At 72.2% G+C, this 19,161-nt stretch carries 20 protein-coding genes; 17 read left to right on the plus strand and 3 right to left on the minus strand.

Going from position 1 to position 19,161, the window contains the following annotated elements; translation table 11 throughout:
- Positions 1–31 precede the first annotated feature (31 nt).
- Both ACZ39I_RS30190 and ACZ39I_RS30195 read right to left on the minus strand, forming a co-directional pair.
- A complete protein-coding gene (locus tag ACZ39I_RS30190; protein ID WP_467247911.1) occupies positions 32–505 on the minus strand; it encodes an indole-3-glycerol phosphate synthase in 474 nt (157 codons plus the stop codon).
- Positions 506–659: 154 nt separating this feature from the next.
- The gene (locus ACZ39I_RS30195; RefSeq protein WP_467247913.1) at positions 660–1,457 is read right to left on the minus strand and encodes a pyrimidine reductase family protein; all 798 of its coding nucleotides are present in this window, start codon (positions 1,455–1,457) and stop codon (positions 660–662) included.
- A 37-nt stretch (positions 1,458–1,494) separates the two neighbouring features.
- Between ACZ39I_RS30195 and zapE the strand changes: the two genes are divergently transcribed.
- From zapE to ACZ39I_RS30280, 17 genes are all read left to right on the plus strand, one after another.
- Positions 1,495–2,604, plus strand: a complete 1,110-nt coding sequence (gene zapE / locus ACZ39I_RS30200) for a cell division protein ZapE (protein ID WP_467247915.1) — start codon at positions 1,495–1,497, stop codon at positions 2,602–2,604.
- A 183-nt stretch (positions 2,605–2,787) separates the two neighbouring features.
- A complete protein-coding gene (locus tag ACZ39I_RS30205; protein WP_467247917.1) occupies positions 2,788–3,180 on the plus strand; it encodes a hypothetical protein in 393 nt (130 codons plus the stop codon).
- A 112-nt stretch (positions 3,181–3,292) separates the two neighbouring features.
- Complete coding sequence (locus ACZ39I_RS30210; protein ID WP_467247919.1) at positions 3,293–3,871, plus strand: carbonic anhydrase; 579 nt, start codon at positions 3,293–3,295, stop codon at positions 3,869–3,871.
- A gap of 5 nt (positions 3,872–3,876) precedes the next feature.
- The gene (locus tag ACZ39I_RS30215) at positions 3,877–5,358 is read left to right on the plus strand and encodes a SulP family inorganic anion transporter (protein WP_467247920.1); all 1,482 of its coding nucleotides are present in this window, start codon (positions 3,877–3,879) and stop codon (positions 5,356–5,358) included.
- A gap of 99 nt (positions 5,359–5,457) precedes the next feature.
- On the plus strand, positions 5,458–6,234 hold the full coding sequence (locus ACZ39I_RS30220; protein WP_467247921.1) for a slipin family protein: 777 nt from the start codon (positions 5,458–5,460) through the stop codon (positions 6,232–6,234).
- 100 nt (positions 6,235–6,334) lie between these two features.
- The gene (locus ACZ39I_RS30225) at positions 6,335–7,717 is read left to right on the plus strand and encodes a PhoX family protein (protein WP_467247923.1); all 1,383 of its coding nucleotides are present in this window, start codon (positions 6,335–6,337) and stop codon (positions 7,715–7,717) included.
- 80 nt (positions 7,718–7,797) lie between these two features.
- Positions 7,798–8,697 (plus strand): PPK2 family polyphosphate kinase, encoded by a 900-nt coding sequence (locus tag ACZ39I_RS30230; protein ID WP_467247925.1) that lies wholly within the window; start codon positions 7,798–7,800, stop codon positions 8,695–8,697.
- A gap of 21 nt (positions 8,698–8,718) precedes the next feature.
- Positions 8,719–10,236, plus strand: a complete 1,518-nt coding sequence (locus ACZ39I_RS30235) for an FAD-dependent oxidoreductase (RefSeq protein ID WP_467247927.1) — start codon at positions 8,719–8,721, stop codon at positions 10,234–10,236.
- 61 nt (positions 10,237–10,297) lie between these two features.
- Complete coding sequence (locus ACZ39I_RS30240; protein WP_467247928.1) at positions 10,298–11,128, plus strand: polysaccharide deacetylase family protein; 831 nt, start codon at positions 10,298–10,300, stop codon at positions 11,126–11,128.
- A gap of 25 nt (positions 11,129–11,153) precedes the next feature.
- Complete coding sequence (locus ACZ39I_RS30245; protein WP_467247929.1) at positions 11,154–11,333, plus strand: hypothetical protein; 180 nt, start codon at positions 11,154–11,156, stop codon at positions 11,331–11,333.
- 16 nt (positions 11,334–11,349) lie between these two features.
- Entirely contained in the window at positions 11,350–12,066 is a 717-nt protein-coding gene (locus ACZ39I_RS30250) for a peptidyl-tRNA hydrolase (RefSeq protein ID WP_467247930.1), read from the plus strand.
- A complete protein-coding gene (locus ACZ39I_RS30255) occupies positions 12,063–12,665 on the plus strand; it encodes a TetR/AcrR family transcriptional regulator (RefSeq protein WP_467247931.1) in 603 nt (200 codons plus the stop codon). The genes ACZ39I_RS30250 and ACZ39I_RS30255 overlap by 4 nt, the downstream gene beginning before the upstream one ends.
- Before the next feature lie 82 nt (positions 12,666–12,747).
- Complete coding sequence (locus ACZ39I_RS30260) at positions 12,748–13,380, plus strand: TIGR03086 family metal-binding protein (RefSeq protein WP_467247932.1); 633 nt, start codon at positions 12,748–12,750, stop codon at positions 13,378–13,380.
- Positions 13,381–13,520: 140 nt separating this feature from the next.
- On the plus strand, positions 13,521–14,837 hold the full coding sequence (locus ACZ39I_RS30265; protein WP_467247933.1) for an MbnB/TglH/ChrH family RiPP precursor modification enzyme: 1,317 nt from the start codon (positions 13,521–13,523) through the stop codon (positions 14,835–14,837).
- Positions 14,838–14,966: 129 nt separating this feature from the next.
- A complete protein-coding gene (locus tag ACZ39I_RS30270; protein ID WP_467247934.1) occupies positions 14,967–15,761 on the plus strand; it encodes a DUF4142 domain-containing protein in 795 nt (264 codons plus the stop codon).
- Between the two features lie 100 nt (positions 15,762–15,861).
- Positions 15,862–16,701, plus strand: a complete 840-nt coding sequence (locus ACZ39I_RS30275) for a TIGR04222 domain-containing membrane protein (protein WP_467247935.1) — start codon at positions 15,862–15,864, stop codon at positions 16,699–16,701.
- Positions 16,702–16,817: 116 nt separating this feature from the next.
- Entirely contained in the window at positions 16,818–18,428 is a 1,611-nt protein-coding gene (locus ACZ39I_RS30280) for an alpha/beta hydrolase (RefSeq protein ID WP_467247937.1), read from the plus strand.
- Here the strand turns inward: ACZ39I_RS30280 and hemQ are convergent, their stop codons facing one another.
- On the minus strand, positions 18,429–19,160 hold the full coding sequence (gene hemQ / locus ACZ39I_RS30285) for a hydrogen peroxide-dependent heme synthase (RefSeq protein WP_467247939.1): 732 nt from the start codon (positions 19,158–19,160) through the stop codon (positions 18,429–18,431).
- Position 19,161 lies beyond the last annotated feature (1 nt).

Below are 19,161 nucleotides of genomic sequence, written 5' to 3' on the forward strand. Positions count from 1 at the left end.
AAGGTGGTGCGGTACGGATGCCGGGCTCAGCCTATGCCTTGCTGTGCGAGAACAGCTTCAGCACCGGTACGCCCACCTTGTGACGGGCCCGGGACGCCCAGTCCCGGTGGAAGAACTCCTCCACGTAGTGGGGGTCGGTCAGGACGATCACCTCGTCCGCGCCGATCTCGTCGACCAGGGACTTCAGCGCGTCCAGGGGGTGGTCCTCGATGAGCCGGCCCTCCGCCTCGCTCCCGGAGACCCTGAGCGCCTGCAGGGAGACCTCCAGGGCCCGCTCCCCCACGCCCTTCGCGGCCTCACCCTCGGGCGTCTCCCGCTCCCGTACGGCCTCGTCCAGCTCGCCCAGCGCCACGTCGTCGATGGCCCGCAACAGCCGGTCGGCCTGGTCCCCGCGCGGCTGGAGCAGGACATGGAACGCGACCGACTCGTCACCGTGCAACGTGGTGACGAACTCCACGTCGGCGGACGTCAGGGCCTTCTCGATCATCAAAACGCTGGTGAACACCGGGCGTCCCCTTCTCTGCGCGCTGCGGAAACCATCCTGCCCCCGTTATCGCACGGGTACTGCCGGATTCAGTTTGCCCGCCGGAAGCCAACCGGAACGACAGATTCCGACGATGTCGGTCCTGACGATGCCGATCGAACCCGCATCCGGACGGTCAGTGCCTGCGATACCTGCTGAAGAGGAATCCGTCCTCCTCCAGCAGGGAGTCCAGTACGAACCGTGCCGGCACGGCCACCGACGGCCCCCCGGCGATCCGCTGCGCGCTTCCCGCGGTGAGCATCGGGGACAGGGTCAGGCAGAGCTCGTCGAGCACCCCGGCGGCCACCAACTGCCCGAGCAGCCGCGGGCCGCCCTCGGTCAGCAGTCGGGTGTGCCCCAGCTCGGCCAGCGCCCGTACGGCCCGCGCGGGGTCCACGCCGACACCGTCCCCGGCGATCACCACCCGCGCGCCCGCCTTCTCGGCAGCGGCGATCCGATCGGGGGCCGCCGCCGCGCCCGTCAGGATCAGCGTGGGCACCAGGGGCGAGGTGTACAACGGGAGCGAGAAGTCCAGGTCGAGGCTCGCGGAGATCACCGCGATCGCCGGCACCGGGCCCTGTCCGGCCGCCTCCCGCGCCTGCGCGAACTCGTCACGCACGCGTGCGGGCCGGTAACCCTCCTGCCGGACCGTTTCCGCACCGGCGATCACCACGTCCGCGAGGGCCCGCAGCGTCCCGAAGATCCGCATGTCGGTCGCGGTGGAGATGGGGTGCGAGCGGCCGTCGTGCTGGGCGGCCCCGTCCAGCGTGGAGACCATGTTGGCGCGCAGCCACACCTCGGGGCCCCCGGGGCCGGGCCCCAGCTCGGGGTACGCGTAGGCGGCGGCCAGCTCGGCGAGGCTCCAGTCATGGTCGGCCTCGGCTTCCGGGCTCCGGGTCACTGTCTCGTCGGTCACAGGGAACAGGCGTCGCATGTCGTGCAGTGTGGCACGGCGCTTAGCATGGTGAACCGTGTCTACTTCCCCCGCCGCGTCCGGGTCCGGCTCGATGACCGAGACCGTCCCGCCGTCCCTGTGCGACCGCGAGCCGCACGTCCCCGCGGACCGGCTGGTCGCCGAGATGGTGCCGCCGCCGCGGTTCGACTCGGTGCGTTTCGACACGTACATCCCGGACCCTAACCAGCCCAGCCAGACCGAGGCCGTCCGGGTCCTGGAGGGCTTCGCGGCGGGCCTCGGCGGCGCGCACGCGGTCGGCGGCAAGCGCGGCTTCCTCGGTCTCGGAAAGGGCTTCGGGAAGGCCCGGGCGGCCAAGGCCCCGGCGGGCCCCCGCGGTGTGTACCTCGACGGCGGGTACGGCGTCGGCAAGACCCACCTGCTGGCCTCCCTCTGGCACGCCACGCCCGCCGAGCCCTCCCTCAAGGCCTTCGGCACCTTCGTCGAGCTGACCAACCTGGTCGGCGCCCTCGGCTTCCAGAAGACCGTCCAGACGCTCTCCGGCCACCGTCTGCTGTGCATCGACGAGTTCGAGCTGGACGACCCGGGCGACACCGTCCTGGTCTCCACCCTGCTGGGCAAGCTGGTCGACGCGGGCGTGGCGCTCGCCGCCACCTCCAACACCCTGCCGGGCAAGCTCGGCGAGGGCCGGTTCGCGGCCGTCGACTTCCTGCGCGAGATCCAGGGCCTGTCGGCCCACTTCCGCCCGCTGCGCATCGACGGCGAGGACTACCGTCACCGCGGGCTGCCCGAGGCGCCGGCGCCGTTCTCCGACGAGGAGGTCACCGGGGCGGCGTACGCCACCGAGGGCGCCTCGCTCGACGACTTCCCGAGCCTCCTTGCGCACCTCGCCAAGGTCCACCCCAGCCGCTACGGTGCGCTGACCGACGACCTGAGGGCGGTCTGCCTCACCGACGTGCAGCCGGTGCCGGACCAGTCGACGGCGCTGCGACTCGTGGTGCTCGCGGACCGCCTCTACGACCGCGAGGTCCCGGTGCTGGCCTCCGGGCTGCCCTTCGACCGGCTGTTCAGCGACGAGATGCTGAACGGCGGCTACCGCAAGAAGTACTTCCGTGCGATATCCCGGCTGACGGCACTGGCGCGCGACGCCAAGGGTCTCGTCCGTTAATCAGCGGAACCTCGCACGTCAAGGGCCAGTTCGCGTCAGCGACCCGGCGCGCTTCAGCCTCTCTTCAGCCGGAAACGTTAAGTTAACCCAGCAAACGACTTTGCCGAGCTAAGGTGTTTCTTGACCAGTCGTTGACCAGTGCTTGGTCTGGACTAGAAGTGCCAACTGTCGAGAGGGGGGTGCATGTTCCGAGGTACGACGGTACGGACCGTGGTAGCGCTCCTCGCCGCCGTTCTTCTGGCGTTCCCCTTCTTCGCATCCTCCGGGGCATTCGCAACCGCGCACACAGGCCGTCAGGCTGAGGCCAAAGCCCTTCCCGCAATCAAGCTCTCCGGCAAGGCGTCACGCGCCGAAGCCCTGGGCAAGCGCCACTGCAACCACGTCGGGGACCCGACCGGTCCCCTGCGCACCCGCGACCGGCACCGCGCCGTCGACTTCGCCCCCGAGGGGCCCGAGCGCTCACTGGCGGCTCAGGGGGCGGCGGCCATGCCCGCGCGGGTCGCATCGGGCGAATTCCCCCTGTCGAGACCCTCGACAGCCCACGCCCCGGCGGCACTTCAGGTCTTCCGCTGCTGACAGCAGAGCAGCCCCCCACCTGCGTTCCCCCACCTGTCATGTAAGCCGACGCGCCCTTCGGCGCGCCAGGTAACCCGGACGCGCCCCCACGCGCGCCAGGAGGAGTCACCACATGCAGCCCCTCATCGACAACGCCCGTACGTTCGGACAGCGCCCTGAGGAGTTCGCCAAGCTGGCCGAAGGCCAGTCCCCCCAGGTCCTGTTCATCACCTGCTCGGATTCCAGGGTCGTCCCGGCCCTGATCACGGGCGCCGGCCCGGGCGAGCTCTTCGAGCTGCGCACCGCGGGCAACATCGTTCCCCCCTACGCCTCGGAGCATCCCACCAGCGAGGCGGCCACCATCGAGTACGCCGTGGAGGTGCTGGGCGTCCGCGACATCGTGGTCTGCGGGCACTCGCACTGCGGCGCCGTCGGCGCCCTCGTCCGCGGCGACGACCTGGACGCGGTACCGGCCGTGCGCGACTGGCTCACGCGCGCCACCCCCCGCCCGGCGGGAGCCGCCGAGGACCCGTGCGTGGCCGAGGGCGTGCAGAGCCACGTCCTCGCCCAGATCCTGCGCCTGAGGTCGTACCCCTTCATCGACAAGAAGCTCGCGGAGGACCAACTGACCCTGCACGCCTGGTACTACGAGGTGCACACGGGCGCGGTGCGCGTCCACCGCGCCGAGACCGACGCGTTCGAGGGTCTGTGATCGGCATGATGACCAAATACCCTCACCTGCGGCAGGACTTCGCCGCCTCCCTGGTCGTCTTCCTGGTCGCGCTCCCGCTCTGCGTGGGCGTGGCCGTCGCCTCCGGTGTCCCGGCCGAACTCGGCCTGATCACCGGCATAGTCGGCGGCATAGTCACCGGCCTGATGCGGGGCAGCAGCCTCCAGGTCTCCGGGCCCGCGGCCGGTCTGACCGTGCTCGTCTTCGAGGCGGTCGACGAGTTCGGGCTCCCCGCGCTCGGAGTCATCGTGCTGGCCGCCGGACTGATCCAGCTCGCCATGGGCGCCCTGAAGCTGGGGCGCTGGTTCCGGGCGATATCCGTCTCGGTCGTCGAGGGCATGCTGGCCGGTATCGGCCTCGTGATCATCGCGGGCCAGCTGTACTCGGCGGCCGGTCTCAAGGCCCCCACCTCCGGACTCGACAAGATCCTGGGGCTGCCCGGCGCCGCCGTCGACGCGCTCGGCAGCACCACGGCGCTCGCCTCGCTCGCCGTCGGCGCGGGCACCATCGCGGTGCTCCTGCTGTGGAAGAGGCTCCCCAAGAAGGCACAGACCGTACCGGGTGCGCTCGCCGCGGTCCTGCTGGCCACCCTGGCCACGCTGGTCCTCGACGCGCCGGTCGCCACCGTCGAGGTGAACGGCCTGCTGGACTCCATCCAGCCGCCCGGCATGGACGCCTTCGGCGAACTGGCGAGCCCCGCCATCTTCGGCACGATCATCGCCTTCACCCTGATCGCCTCCGCCGAGAGCCTGTTCAGCGCAGCTGCGGTGGACCGGCTGCACGACGGTCCGCGCACCGAGTACGACAAGGAGCTCATGGCCCAGGGCGTGGGCAACGCGGTGTGCGGCGCGCTCGGCGCCCTGCCCATGACCGCGGTCATCGTGCGCAGCTCCGCCAATGTCCAGGCGGGCGCGAAGACCAAGGCGTCCCGGGTCATGCACGGCGTGTGGCTGCTGCTGTTCGCGGCCCTGCTGCCCTCGACGCTGGCGCTGATCCCGCTGCCCGCGCTCGCCGGCATCCTGATCCACGCGGGCTTCAAGCTGATCCCCTTCCGGGAGATCGTGTCGCTGTGGCGCGGCCACCGCGGCGAGGCGCTGATCCTGGTGGCCACGGCCGTCTCGATCGTCGCGGTGAACATGTTCGAGGGCGTGCTGATCGGTCTGGCCCTGGCGGTCGTCAAGACCGCTTGGGAGGCCTCGCACCTCAAGCTGGAGATCGTCGACAAGGGCGCGGGCCCCATCCAGGCGCACCTGTCGGGCAACGCGACCTTCCTCCGGCTGCCGAAGATCCTCGACACCCTGGAGTCGCTGCCCCAGGACCGGCCCGTGGAGCTGAACCTGTCCGGTCTGCACCACCTGGACCACGCCTGCCGTACGGCCCTGGAGAACTGGGCCGAGCGGCACAGCGCGGTCGGCACCGAACCCGTCCGGGTCACGGAGCCGGAGCCGGCGAAGGCCACCACTCCGTAGCGCTCCCCGTCCGGTCCGGGGCCCGTCGTGGCCCCGGACCGGGCACCGGGCATATCGTTGCAGGAGCAGACATACAGACCTCTCGACGAGGGGGTCGGAATGCTCCAGGAACTGTTGACGGCGGCCGTGGCGGCCGCTTCCACCGGGGTCGTCTACCTCGCGGCGGCGGCCCGGGTCGTCAAGCAGTACGAGCGCGGGGTGGTCTTCCGCCTCGGACGCCTCGCGGGCGAGGTGCGCGAGCCCGGGTTCACGGTGGTCGTGCCGTTCGTGGACCGGCTGCACAAGGTGAACATGCAGATCGTCACGCTGCCGGTGCCGGGCCAGGAGGGCATCACCCGGGACAACGTCACCGTGCGCGTGGACGCGGTCGTCTACTTCCGGGTCATCGACGCGGCGAGCGCCCTGGTCAAGGTCGAGGACTACCGGTTCGCCGTCTCCCAGATGGCCCAGACCTCGCTGCGTTCGATCATCGGCAAGAGCGAGCTGGACGACCTGCTGTCCAACCGCGAGAAACTCAACGAGGGCCTGGAGCTGATGATCGACAGCCCGGCCGTCGGCTGGGGTGTGCAGGTGGACCGCGTGGAGATCAAGGACGTCTCGCTGCCGGACACGATGAAGCGGTCGATGGCCCGGCAGGCCGAGGCCGACCGTGAGCGGCGGGCCCGGATCATCAACGCCGACGCCGAGCTCCAGGCCTCCAAGAAGCTCGCGGAGGCCGCCAAGGAGATGTCCGAGCAGCCCGCCGCACTCCAGCTCAGGCTGCTGCAGACGGTCGTGGCGGTGGCCGCCGAGAAGAACTCGACGCTCGTCCTGCCCTTCCCGGTGGAGCTGCTGCGCTTCCTGGAACGGGCGCAGGAGCGCCCGACCGGGACGTGAGGGGCAGGGACACGCTACGCGCGTGGTTCCCGCGAGCCGACCCAGGTGATAGACACAGCGACGTCACAGTCCTGTCCGCCAGCAGGAAGGTTGCTTCGCCATGTCTCTGTCCGGTTCTCCGGCGACACGACGTCAGGTCCTGGCCCGCACCGGCGCCTTGGGCGTGGGCATCGCCTTCACCGGCGCCCTGTCCGAACTCTTCGCCGGCACCGCCGCCGCCCAGTCCCTCGGCCACACCGGCTACGGCCCCCTCGTCCCCGACCCGAAGGGGCTGCTGGACCTGCCGAAGGGCTTCCGCTACAAGGTCCTGTCCCGCGAGGGCGACCAGCTCCGCTCCGGCGAGGGCAAGGTCCCCTCCAACCACGACGGCATGACCGCACTGCCCGGCAGACACGGTCGCGTCCACCTGGTCCGCAACCACGAGAACCGCCCCACCGCGGCCATCGCCGTCCCCACCGTCGAGGGCCTGACCTACGACCCGGCGGGCAAGGGCGGCTGTACGGCCCTCACGCTGGACTCCCGCAACAACGTGCTGTCGGAGCGGGTCGCCATCGCCGGCACCGCCGTCAACTGCGCGGGCGGGCCCACCCCTTGGGGCACCTGGCTGACCTGCGAGGAGACCGAGGACAGGGCCGGCACCAACGGCTACACCAAGGACCACGGCTTCATCTTCGAGGTCCATCCGACGGACCCGCACAAAAGTGGCGCGGTCCCGCTGACCGCGATGGGCCGCTTCCAGCACGAGGCCATCGCGATCGACCCGAAACGCGGCATCGTCTACGAGACCGAGGACGCCTTCCTCAAGCCCTTCGGCCTCTTCTACCGCTTCCTGCCCAACAGGCCCGAGGGCGGCCTCGGTTCACTGCGCGCGGGCGGCCGGCTCCAGGCGATGCGGGTGCCGGGCGTGCCGGACCTCTCGGCGATCCAGGAGACCGGTGCCTGCTTCGAGGGCATCGAGTGGGTCGACGTACCGGACCCGCTTGCCACCCAAACCCCGGTCCGGCTCCAGGACTTCGGCCCGAAGGGCATCACGCACGCCCAGAAGCTGGAGGGCTGCTACTGGGGCGGCAAGAGCGTCTACTTCGTGTCGTCGTTCGCGCACAGCGCCGAGGGTTCGGCCGCCGACCACTTCGGGCAGATCTGGCGCTACGACCCCTCGGAGCGCCGACTGACCCTGGTGATCGTCTTCGGCCCTGACACCGATGTGCAGCTGCCCGGCGAGTCCCCGGACAACATCTGCCTCGCCCCGAGCGGCGGCCTGATGGTGTGCGAGGACGGCAGCGGCGCCCAGCACGTCTTCGGCGTCACCCGGCACGGCGAGGTCTACGCCATGGCCCGCGGCCGGCAGAACATCGGCACCCCGGAAGCACCCGAGTGGGGCGAGTTCGCCGGCGTCACCTTCTCCCCCGACGGGCAGACGATGTACGTCAACTGCTACACGCCCGGGACAACCTTCGCGGTGACGGGGCCCTGGCGCAGGTAGCCGCCCTCCACGACGGCTGGCGCGCTCCGGTCCCCCGGCGCAGGATCGAGGGGCCGGACCCGGACCGGAAGGGGTGCCCCATGGCGAAGAAGGGCTCTAAGACCCACGCGGCGAAGAAGGCGAAGAAGCAGGGCGCGGACGACCTCGCCCTGCGCGAGCTGCTGCGCGTGCCGGGCGGCGAGCCGGTGGACCTGAGCGCCCACGACGCCCGGGAGACCCCGGCCGGTCCCCGTGACAAGCGGGCGGGCCTGGCCGCGATGACGGACGTGGCCACCCCGCTCGCCGACCTGCAGGAACGCCTGTGGGCGGCGAGCACGGCCGGCGACCGGCGCCGGGTCCTGCTGGTGCTGCAGGGCATGGACACCAGCGGCAAGGGCGGCACGGTCAAGCACGCCATCGGTCTGTTCAACCCGTCCGGCTGCCGTATCCGGGCCTTCAAGGCACCCACGCCGAAAGAACTGGGACACCCCTTCCTCTGGCGGGTCAAAAAGGCCCTCCCGCACGCCGGTGAGCTGGGCATCTTCGACCGCTCGCACTACGAGGACGTCCTCATCGCCCGCGTCCGCGCGCTCGCCCCGGCCGCCGAGATCGAGCGCCGCTACGACGAGATCAACCGCTTCGAGAAGGCCCTCACCGACGACGGCGTCACCGTGGTCAAGTGCTTCCTGCACATCTCGTACGGCGAACAGCGCGACCGCCTGCTCAAGCGCCTCGACCGCCCGGACAAGCACTGGAAGTTCAACGTCTCGGACATCGACGACCGCGCCCTGTGGCCCGCCTACCAGCAGGCGTACGAGCTCGCCCTGGAGCGCTGCTCGACCCCGCACGCCCCCTGGTACCTGGTCCCCGCCGACCGCAAGTGGTACCGCAACTGGGCGGTGAGCCGACTCCTCCTGGAGCACCTGTCGGAGCTGGACCCGCGCTACCCGAAGGCGGACTTCGACGTGGAGGAAGCCCGCAGGCGGCTGCTGGAACAGTGATTCCCGGGGTACCCGGGGCACATGACCGAGAACCGGCATGTCAAGGGCTCGTACTGGCTGGAGACGGCACCCGGCGGACCCCGGCCGCCGCTGACCGAGGACCTCGACGTCGACGTGGCCGTCATCGGCGCCGGCATCGCCGGGCTGAGCACGGCATGGGAGCTGACGCGGGCCGGGCGGCGGGTGGCGGTCCTGGAAGCCGGACAGGTGGCCGCCGGCGTCACCGGGCACACCACCGCCAAACTGACCGCCCTGCACACACTGATCTACGACAAGCTGCGCCGCACCCGCGGCCCCGAGGGCGCCCGGCTGTACGCCCGCTCGCAGAGCGAGGCGATCGCACGGGCCGCCGAGATCGCGGAGGAGCTGGGTGTCGACTGCGACTGGGAGCAGCGCAGCGCCTACACCTACGTCCGTGACGAGAGCCGGGTCGAGGAGCTGCGGGCCGAGGCGGCGGCCGCCCGGGAGGCGGGGCTGCCGGCGTCGTTCGTGACGGAGACCGGGCTGCCGTTCCCGGTGGCGGGCGCCGTGCGGGTGACCGGGCAGGCGCAGTTCCATCCGCGCAAGTACCTGCTGGCCCTGGCCGAGGACCTCGTCGCCTCCGGCGCGGCCGTCCACGAGCACACCGCCGTCCTCGGGCTCGACGAGGGCGAGCCGTGCCGGCTGTCGACGGACACGCGTGCCACGGTGACGGCCCGGGACGTCGTGGTCGCCACCCACTACCCGATCTTCGACCGGGCCCTGCTGTTCACCCGGCTCTCCCCGCGCCGTGAGCTGGTCGTCGCGGGGACCATCGACCGGGAGCAGGATCCGGACGGCATGTACATCACGCCGGACGAGGACACCCGCTCGGTCCGTACGGCCCCCTGGGACGCCGACCGGCGCCTGCTCATCGTCACCGGCGAGCACTTCACCCCCGGCACGGGCGACACCCGGGCCCGGTTCGACGCCCTCTCCGCGTGGGCCACCCGGCACTTCCCCGACGTCGAGCTCACCCACGCCTGGGCCACCCAGGACAACGACCCCACCGACACCGTGCCGCTCGTCGGCCCGCTGCACCCGGGGGCCCGGCACACCTACGTGGCCACCGGCTTCGGCGGCTGGGGCATGAGCGGCGGAATCATGGCGGGCCGGCTGCTCGCGGCCCAGATCACCGGCGAGCAGTGCGCGTGGAGCGAGCTGTACGACCCGCGCCGCCTGCTGTCGGCGGTCCGCGAGGCCCCGACCTTCCTCAAGACGCAGGGGAAGGTGGCCCGCCACTTCGTCGGCGACCGTCTGCGCCCCGCACCCCCGCTGGAGTCCCTGCCGCCGGGAGAGGGCGCCGTGGTCAGGGTGAACGGCGACCGCCTCGCGGTCTACCGCGACGACGACGGCAACCTCCACGCCGTCTCCCCCCGCTGCACCCACCTCGGCTGCCTGGTGTCGTTCAACGGGGCCGAGGACGCCTGGGAGTGCCCGTGCCACGGCTCCCGCTTCGACACGGACGGCAAGGTGATCCAGGGACCGGCGACCAAGCCGCTGGAGCGGCGGGACATCTGAGCGGGTGACGTCCACGGCCGGGGTGAGAGGTAAATAGGACAGTTCGCCATATTTTCATACGGTGATCACTCTCGTACGACGCGTCACCGCCGTCTGTGCCCTCGGCGCCGCCCTCACGGCCTGCGCCGCCGCTCCCCACCAGGCCTCTCGGCCGGCCCGCCCGGCACCCTCCGCGACGTCCGCACCCTCCGCGCCCCCCACCCTCGCCCCCGGCCCCGGAGGCCTGACCCCCGTCTTCACGAACGGCTCCCGCACCCACGGCAGGACGGTCGCGCTCACCTTCGACGCCGACATGACCGCGGACCAGGGGGCCCGGGCGGCGGCCGGCGAGCACTTCGACAACCCCGGGCTGATCGCGGCGCTGCGGGCACTGAAGGTGCCGGCCACCGTGTTCATGACCGGACGGTGGGCCGAGGAGTACCCACGGCAGGCCCGTGCCATCGGGCGGGACCCGCTCTTCGAGATCGCCAACCACTCCTACAGCCACTACGCCTTCACCGACGACTGCTACGGGCTGCCGACCGTCTCCGGTGACCGGATGCGGGCCGACGTGGAGCGGGCGTACGCGGCGTTCCGCAGGGCGGGGGTGCCGGACGCTAGGCCGTATTTCCGTTTTCCCGGCGGGTGCTACGACCGGCGGGCCCTGAAGGCGCTGACCCCGGTCGGGGTGACCGCCGTGCAATGGGACGTGGTGAGCGGGGACGCGTTCGCCACGGACGCGGAGGCCGTGTCCCGGCAGGTGCTGGAGGGGGTGCGGCCGGGGTCGGTGGTGGTCATGCACTGCACGCGCAGTGCCGCGCCGACGACTGAGCGGGTGGTGCGGGCGGTGGTGCCCGAGCTGCGTGCACGGGGGTTCCGGTTCGTGAAGGTGTCCGAGCTGATCGGTTCCTAGGCTGATCGGGTTCTAGGCTGGAGGTATGAGCGAGGACTACTGCACGACCGGCGAGGGGCCGAAGCCTCCGGCTGCCGACGGGCCGCCGTACGCGGAGTGCGTGGTGTGCCGGGAGCCGACGGAGTATCCGGAGTCGTACAAGGGGATCACGCTGTGCCCGGTGTGCGAGTGGCAGGAGGCGCAGCGGACGGCCTGCTCCGGGTGACCTTAGGGTTGTCCGGGTGAGCCACGACGTGACGCCTTCGACCGACAGCCCCTTCCGTACCGAGCCGACCGCACGCGACCAGGCACCCCAGTTCGTGCTGCCCCTGGTCGTCCGCATCGAGAAGGCCGCTCCGCCCGCCCGTACCGACGCTCTGGAGACCGCCGCCCGCGCCGTTCTCGTCCTGCTCGGCGACGAGCGTTCGGCCGGCGACGGGGAGTGGGCCGAGGCCGTGCGGGACTGGCAGGACGCCCGGATCCGCAAGGTCGTACGGCGGGCCCGGGGTGCCGAGTGGCGGCGGGCCGAGGCGTTGCCCGGGATCACGGTGACGGGGAAGTCGGCGGAGGTGCGGGTGTTTCCGCCCGTGCCCCTGGACGGGTGGCCCAAGGAGCTGGCCAGGCTCCAGGTCTCCGGTACGGACCTCGACGACCCCGAGCCACCCGTCGAGGCGGATACGACCGCCCCCGTGCTGTGGTTGAACCCGGATCTCGACATGTCGGCCGGCAAGGCGATGGCCCAGGCCGGTCACGGCGCCCAACTGGCTTGGTGGGAACTGTCGGTTGAGGAGCAGGCGGCCTGGCGGGACGCCGGGTTCCCGCTCGCCGTGCGGACGGCGGAGCCCAGGCGCTGGGCCGAACTGACCGGCAGCGGGCTGCCGTTGGTCCGCGACGCCGGTTTCACCGAGATCGCGCCGGGCTCCTGCACGGTCGTCGCGGACCATCCGGCGCTGCGATGACCGGGGTCGACGGGCGCGTCGAGCGGGGCAACCGCACCCGGCGGACCGTGCTGCGGAGGGCCGTCGACATCGCCTCGGTCGAGGGGCTGGAGGCGCTGTCCGTGGGGCGGCTGGCCGGGGAGCTGGAGCTGAGCAAGAGCGGGGTGTTCGCCCTGTTCGGGTCCAAGCAGGAGCTGCAGCTGGCGACCGTGCGGGAGGCCTCGCGGATTTTCGTCGCCGAGGTGCTGGACCCGGTGTCCGAGGCGGCCGACGGGCTCGCCCGGCTGCGGGGCCTGTGCGAGGGCTGGCTGCGCTATTCCGAGGAGCGGATCTTCCCGGGGGGCTGTTTCTTCTATGGGGTGATGGCCGAGTTCGACGCGCGCGAGGGGGCGGTGCATGACGCCCTCGTCGAGGCACAGCGCGCCTGGCTCGGGGAGTTGGAGAGGTGTGCCGAGCGGGCGAGGGCCGCGGGTGAGCTGGGCGCGGACACCGATCCGGCCCAACTCGCCTTCGAGGTCGTCGCGTTGATGGAGACGGCGAACGCGATGTCGGTGCTGCACGGCGAGGCCGCGCCTTATGCCAGGGCCCGGCGGGGCATCGCCTCACGGTTGCGGGGCTGAGAGCTGGAGCGGGCCGGTCGCAGAGCTGGTTCACTCTCGGAAACTAGTAGCACGATCGTTCGTTTAGTTTTAGGGTCGGGGCATGGGCACCGACTTCATGGGAGTTCGGATGGATGTCGTCGAGCTGGACCGGATCGCCGTACGGGAGGCCGTGCGGGTGGTGGAGCTGGCCCGGGGCGCAGACGACGGGGACTGGGCGCGGGACACTCCCTGCGCGGGGTGGGACCTGCGGCGGCTGGTGGTGCACATGACCGCGCAGCACCGCGGGTTCGCGGCCGCGGCACGGGGCGTGGGCGGCGAGCTGGAGTACTGGCGGGAACCGGACGGGGTGGGCGACCCCACCGCGGCGCATCGCGCGGCCGCGGACGCGGTGCTCTCGGCGTTCGCCGAACCGGGCATGCCGGAAAGGGAGTTCGTGCTGCCGGAGCTGGGCGGAGGGTTCGCCGGCCGTACGGCGATCGGCTTCCACTTCGTCGACTACGTCGTGCACGCGTGGGACGTGGCGGCCGCGCTCGGCGTGCGGCTCCGGCTGGCCGACGAGGTCCTCGTCGCGGCACTGGCGGTGGCCCGGCGCGTGCCGGTGGATCCGGCCGGCCGTGGCCCGGGGTTCGCGTTCGCGCCCGCGCTGAAGGTTCCGGAGGGGGCAGGGCCGCTGGAGGAGACGCTGCGGCTGCTGGGCCGGGAGCCGCAGTCGTGGCCCGGAACGGGCGGGTGACCTCGCCCGCCCGAACCTCAAATGTTGCTCTGAACGTCCTGCCGGGACGGTTGGGGCGCGGGCCCCGGGGCCATACCTCCGTCACGCCGAGGGGGCTACGACCGGAGCGGATGCGGGAGCGGCCGAGGAGGGGACGGACCATGGAGCGACTGGGCACGGGTATCGGGTGGCGGCCGGAGATCGCGGACGCCGTGGAGGGCATGCCGGGCATCGACTGGGTCGAGGTCGTGGCCGAGAACGTCTGCCCCGGGCACCTGCCCGAGTCGCTGCGGCGGCTGCGCGAGCGCGGGGTGACCGTGGTGCCGCACGGCGTCTCGCTCGGCCTCGGCGGAGCGGACCGGCCCGACGCCGGGCGGCTCCAGGCGCTCGCCGAGCGGGCCGAGGCGCTGGGCTCGCCGCTGGTCACCGAGCACATCGCGTTCGTCCGGGCGGGCGGCCCGCTGACCGCCTCCCCGCGACTGGAGGCGGGACATCTGCTGCCCGTCCCGCGCACCCGGGACGCCCTGGACGTCCTCTGCGAGAACATCCGCATCGCGCAGGACGCGCTGCCGGTGCCGCTGGCCGTGGAGAACATCGCCGCACTGATCTCGTGGCCGGGCGAGGAGATGACCGAGGGCCAGTTCCTGTACGACCTCGCGGACCGGACGGGGGTACGGCTGCTGATCGACGTGGCCAACCTGCACACCAACCACGTCAACCGCGGCGAGGACCCGGCCGAGGCGCTCGCCGGGCTTCCCCTGGAGGCCCTCGCCTACGTCCATGTCGCGGGCGGCTTCGAGCGGGACGGGGTGTGGCACGACAGCCACGCCCACCCGGTTCCGCGGCCGGTCCTCGACATCCTCACCGACCTCGCGTCCCGCATCTCGCCGCCCGGGGTGCTGCTGGAGCGGGACGAGAACTTTCCCGAACCGGCCGAACTGGAAGGGGAGTTGGCGGCGATCCGGGAGGCGGTGGAGAAGGGGGGCGGTGCCCGGACCAATGGCGAGTGGCGCGCTGCCGCCGAGCCGTCGAGCGTCCCGACCGACTCCGCCCGCCAGCGGCTCGCCCTCGCCCAGACCGCGCTCCTGTCCGCGCTCGTGGCCGGGACGCCGGTGCCGGAGGGCTTCGACCGGGTGCGGCTGGGGGTGCAGGCGCGGGCGCTCGCGGGGAAGCGGGCGGATGTGGTGGCCAAGGTTGCGCCGGAGTTGCCGGTGATCCTCGGGGCGGGGTACCGGCCGGCGTTCCTGAGGTATGCGCAGGGGGCGCCGATGACGGACGGGTACCGGCGGGACGCGCTGAACTTCGCCGAGCAGCTGTTGCTGGGCGGGGAGCTGCCGCTGGGCGGGGATGCGGGGGACGCGCGGGTGCGGCGGGAGCTGCGGGAGTGGTGGCTGGAGCGGTCGGGACCGGCACCGAGATCCCGGAGGCCGACGCTCCGGTTGGCCCGGGCCACGCGGAGGGTGCTGCTGCGGCGGTGACGGGACGGAGGGCCGGGGGCACCGGCCGCTGTCGCGGACGTGCGCGGGGAAGTCGACATTGACCCGGCAGTAATATGTCAACCCCGCACCTGAAACTCACTAGCGTGCGGTGCCGCAACAGGAGGCACCATGCGACCGCGACCACGACCGCCCGTCAAGGGACGAGGCATCTTCTCCGGCACCGGCGTCATCATCGCCGGCCTGACCGCGACCCTCGTGGCGCTGCTCGTCCCGATCTGGTCCTACGCCGACCGCTCCGGCACGGGAGTGAGCGTGCTCAACGCCGGGACCGTGACGACGCCGTACGGGCCGCTCTCGGCGCTGGACCGCGACTTCGTCACGAAGGTGCGGCTGGCGGGGCTGTGGGAGCTGCCCGCGGGACAGCAGGCGCAGCAGAAGGGGACCACGCAGGCCGTACGGACGGCGGGGCAGCACCTCGTGGAGGGGCACACCTTCCTCGACGCCCGCGTGCGTGACGTGGCCTCGAAGCTCGGACTCGCCCTGCCCAACGAGCCCAACGAGCAGCAGAAGCAGTGGCTCAGCACCCTGAACCAGGCCCAGGGCGTCGACTACGACCGCCAGTTCGCCAACATCCTGCGCCTCGCGCACGGCAGGGTGTTCTCCGTCGTCGCCGAGGTCCGCGCGAGCACCCAGAACTCCCTGGTCCGCGCCCTGGCCGACGACGCCAACAGCACGGTGCTGGACCACATCAAGATCCTGGAGGCCACCGGATACGTCGACTTCGGCGCCCTAGCCCGGGACCTGGCCGCGGGCAGCACCCCGCCGATCACCAACTCCCCCGCGCCGCCCGGTCCGACGGCCGACCCGGGGGCGGTCGTCCCGGTCACCCCGTCGCCGTACGCCACGACGTTCACCCTTCCTCCCGCCGCCTCCAGTCCGCCCCCGGCGCCCGTCCCGTCGTAGTGCACTCGCGGACAAACGGAACGTCACACACCGACAACACATCGTCCGGATCGTGAACAGCCCATGGCGCCGCCAGGAGCCTTTGGCATAGAAACGCGGCATGTTCTGGGTTCTGCTTCTGCTCCTGGCCTGGGCCGCCGCCGGTACCGCGTGTACGCGGCTGTGCCTGGCCGCCGTACACGCGGCGGCCCCGGACGCGGATGCCCGGGCACACGATCTGACGCTGTACGAGGCCGCGTTCCTCTCCGGCGGCCCGCGGCGGGTCGCCGATCTCACGCTCGTCTCGATGGCCCGGCAGCGCCGGCTGCTGCTGGCCCACACCGGCTGGGCGACCGTCGTCGATCCGCGCGGGCGGGACGAGATGGAGCGCACGGTCATCGGGGCCATCGGGCCCGAGGGGCAGTCCCGGATCGCTCCGGTGCGGGCGGACGCGGCCTCGGCGGACGCGGTGCGCAGCCTCGCCGACCGGCTGGTGGACGCGGGGCTCGCCGTGCCCGACGGCGCCCGGTCCGGCATGGCGGCGGGCGTCCGCCAGGTACGGCTGGCCGCGGGGGCCGTCGTCGCGCTGGGCGCGATCGCGCTGCTGGCGCCCGCCCCGTCGGAGATGCCGCGGCACCTGGTCGCCCTCTGGTTCGCGCTGCCGCTCGCCCTCAGCCTGAGCTGTCTGGCCATCGCGCGGATGGAGGTCCACCCGTACTCGCGCTGGGCGTCCCCGGCGGGCCAGCGGCTGCTCGGCGCCCTGACCCGGCGCGCCGGCGGCACGGACGAGCGGACGTATCTCACCTGCGTCGCCGTGCGCGGCATCAGCGCGGTCGGCGAACCGGACCTGCGCGCGGCCTTCGCCCACCGTGAGCAGCACCACGCCCGTCACGGCGAGGAGCGGCGCGGAGAGCGGCCCGGCGGACAGGGCGAGAAACACCGCCGCCCGCACCGCGACTGAGCCCGCCCGGGGGCGCACGGAGGCATTGGGGCCGACAACGGCGGGGCGATGCTTGCCCTCGCCCACAGCCGGACGAAACTTCCCTTTTGTCGCCGCCGCGCACCGAAGGGACACCGATGAGAGCTCCCGCCCTCTACACGGCCGCCGGATCCTTGCTCCTGGCCACGCTCACCGCCGCACCGGCCGGGGGCGCTCCGGCCGCCCCGGGCGCGGCGGAGCTCCACGGCACCGCCGTCGCCGCCGCGCGCGCCGGGGCGGCCGGCGTCCGCTTCGGCACCTGCCCCGCGGTGGAGGACCTGCCCGACGGCGTCCAGTGCGGCACGGTGTCCGTCCCGCTCGACTACGCGCGCCCCGACGGGCGGCAGATCAAACTGACCGTCAGCCGGGTGCGGGCCACCCAGAAGGACCCGCACAACAGCAAGCGCCGGGTGCCCCGGCAGGGCGCCCTGGTCTTCAACCCCGGCGGGCCCGGCGCCTCCGGCATGTACTTCCCGCTGGTCGGCGCTCTCCCCGGGTGGAAGGGGCTCGCCGCGGCCTACGACCTGGTGGGCTACGCCCCGCGCGGGGTGGGCCGTTCGGCACCGCTGTCCTGCACGGACCCCGAGCAGTACCTCAAGGCGCCCACGCAGGCGCCGACGCACCCCTCGCCGTCGTACAAGAAGGAACGCGTCGAGCAGGCGAAGGCGTACGCGCACGGGTGTGCGGACCGGGTGGGCGCGGCTCTGCCGTACTACACCTCCCTGAACAACGCCCGGGACCTCGACGTCCTGCGGGCCGCGCTGGGCGAGCGGAGGCTGACGTTCATGGGTGCGTCGTACGGGACGTACTTCGGCGCGCTGTACGCGGCGCTGTTCCCCTCGCATGTCCGGCGGATGGTGTTCGACGCGGCGGTGAACCCGGCCCCCGAGCAGGTCTGGTACCGCAACAACCTGGACCAGTCGGCCGCCTTCGAGGAGCGCTGGACGGACTTCCGGGAGTGGGTCGCCCGGCACGACGACGTGTACGGGCTCGGAGCCACGGCCGAGGACGTGCTGCTCAGCTACGAGAGGGCGGCGGCGCAGTTGGCCGCCGAGCCGGCCGGCGGGAAGGTCGGACCGGGCCAGCTCCAGGGGGCCTTCCTGTCGGCCGGCTACTACGACGACCTGTGGCCGCACCGGGCGCAGGCGCTGTCGGCGTATCTCAAGGGCGATCCGAAGCCGCTGATCCAGCAGGCGGGACCGCATCAGGAGGCGGCGAAGGAGGCGGAGAACTCCAACGCGGTCTACACGGCCGTCGAATGCAACGACGCTCCCTGGCCGACGGACTGGAAGGTGTGGGACCGGGACAACACCCGGCTGGCACGGGTGGCGCCGTTCGAGACCTGGGACAACGCGTGGATGAACCTGCCCTGCGCGTACTGGCCGGCGGCCCGGCAGGAGCCGTTGGACGTGCGGACGGGGCCCGGTGAGCTGGCCGCGACGCTGATCCTGGCCGCCGAGAGGGACGCGGCCGCTCCGTACGAGGGTGCGCTCGAGCTGCACCGGCGGCTGTCCGGCTCGGTGCTGGTGACCGAGCGGGACGCGGGCACGCACGGCATCGCGGGCGGCCCGAACCCCTGCGTCAACGGATACCTGCACGCCTACCTGCTGGACGGCCGCCTCCCGGTGCGGCGCGCCGCGTGCGCCCCGCACCCCGAGCCCGAGCCGAAGGGCGGCTCCCGGAAGGCGGCCGGCACACCGGCCCGCTGATCAGGCGAGGCCCGCCACGAGGTCGCCGAGGTCCTTGCGGCGGCCCGTGTAGAACGGGACCTCCTCGCGGACGTGCATACGCGCCTCCGACGCGCGCAGGTGGCGCATGAGGTCGACGATGCGGAAGAGCTCGTCGGCCTCGAACGCCAGGATCCACTCGTAGTCGCCCAGGGAGAAGGAGGCGACGGTGTTGGCGCGGACGTCCGGGTAGCCGCGGGCCATCTTGCCGTGGTCGGCGAGCATGCGCCGGCGGTCCTCGTCGGGCAGCAGGTACCAGTCGTAGGACCGCACGAACGGGTAGACGCTGACGTAGTCCCGGGGGTTCTCGTCCGCGAGGAACGCCGGGATGTGCGAGCGGTTGAACTCGGCGGGGCGGTGCAGCGCCATGTTCGACCAGACCGGCTCCAGGGCGCGGCCGAGCTTGGTGCGGCGGAAGAGGTTGTACGCCTCCTGCAGCTGGTCGCTGGTCTCCGCGTGCCACCAGATCATGACGTCGGCGTCGGCGCGCAGCCCGGACACGTCGTAGGTGCCGCGGATCGTGACGTCCTTGGCGGCGAGCTGGTCGAACAGCTCCTGGACCTCGTCGGCGTAGCCGGTGCGGTCCTCGGGGAGCACGTCCTTCAGCTTGAAGACGGACCAGAGCGTGTAACGGATGACCTCGTTGAGGTCCTTGGCCAGCTTGCCCTTGTTCGGGACCCTGCCGGACTCGGGGGTGGGGGCGTCGTTGCTCATG

The organism is Streptomyces sp. NPDC024687 (assembly GCF_055559055.1).

Coding starts and splice junctions, on each gene's coding strand:
- ACZ39I_RS30265 (WP_467247933.1), top strand. CDS start 13,521: ATGGAGCGACTGGGCACGGGTATCGGGTGGCGGCCGGAGATCGCGGAC.
- ACZ39I_RS30205 (WP_467247917.1), top strand. CDS start 2,788: ATGTTCCGAGGTACGACGGTACGGACCGTGGTAGCGCTCCTCGCCGCC.
- ACZ39I_RS30215 (WP_467247920.1), top strand. CDS start 3,877: ATGATGACCAAATACCCTCACCTGCGGCAGGACTTCGCCGCCTCCCTG.
- ACZ39I_RS30270 (WP_467247934.1), top strand. CDS start 14,967: ATGCGACCGCGACCACGACCGCCCGTCAAGGGACGAGGCATCTTCTCC.
- ACZ39I_RS30230 (WP_467247925.1), top strand. CDS start 7,798: ATGGCGAAGAAGGGCTCTAAGACCCACGCGGCGAAGAAGGCGAAGAAG.
- ACZ39I_RS30245 (WP_467247929.1), top strand. CDS start 11,154: ATGAGCGAGGACTACTGCACGACCGGCGAGGGGCCGAAGCCTCCGGCT.
- ACZ39I_RS30195 (WP_467247913.1), bottom strand. CDS start 1,457: ATGCGACGCCTGTTCCCTGTGACCGACGAGACAGTGACCCGGAGCCCG.
- ACZ39I_RS30255 (WP_467247931.1), top strand. CDS start 12,063: ATGACCGGGGTCGACGGGCGCGTCGAGCGGGGCAACCGCACCCGGCGG.
- ACZ39I_RS30260 (WP_467247932.1), top strand. CDS start 12,748: ATGGGCACCGACTTCATGGGAGTTCGGATGGATGTCGTCGAGCTGGAC.
- ACZ39I_RS30210 (WP_467247919.1), top strand. CDS start 3,293: ATGCAGCCCCTCATCGACAACGCCCGTACGTTCGGACAGCGCCCTGAG.
- ACZ39I_RS30280 (WP_467247937.1), top strand. CDS start 16,818: ATGAGAGCTCCCGCCCTCTACACGGCCGCCGGATCCTTGCTCCTGGCC.
- ACZ39I_RS30220 (WP_467247921.1), top strand. CDS start 5,458: ATGCTCCAGGAACTGTTGACGGCGGCCGTGGCGGCCGCTTCCACCGGG.
- ACZ39I_RS30275 (WP_467247935.1), top strand. CDS start 15,862: ATGTTCTGGGTTCTGCTTCTGCTCCTGGCCTGGGCCGCCGCCGGTACC.
- hemQ (WP_467247939.1), bottom strand. CDS start 19,160: ATGAGCAACGACGCCCCCACCCCCGAGTCCGGCAGGGTCCCGAACAAG.
- ACZ39I_RS30235 (WP_467247927.1), top strand. CDS start 8,719: ATGACCGAGAACCGGCATGTCAAGGGCTCGTACTGGCTGGAGACGGCA.
- ACZ39I_RS30225 (WP_467247923.1), top strand. CDS start 6,335: ATGTCTCTGTCCGGTTCTCCGGCGACACGACGTCAGGTCCTGGCCCGC.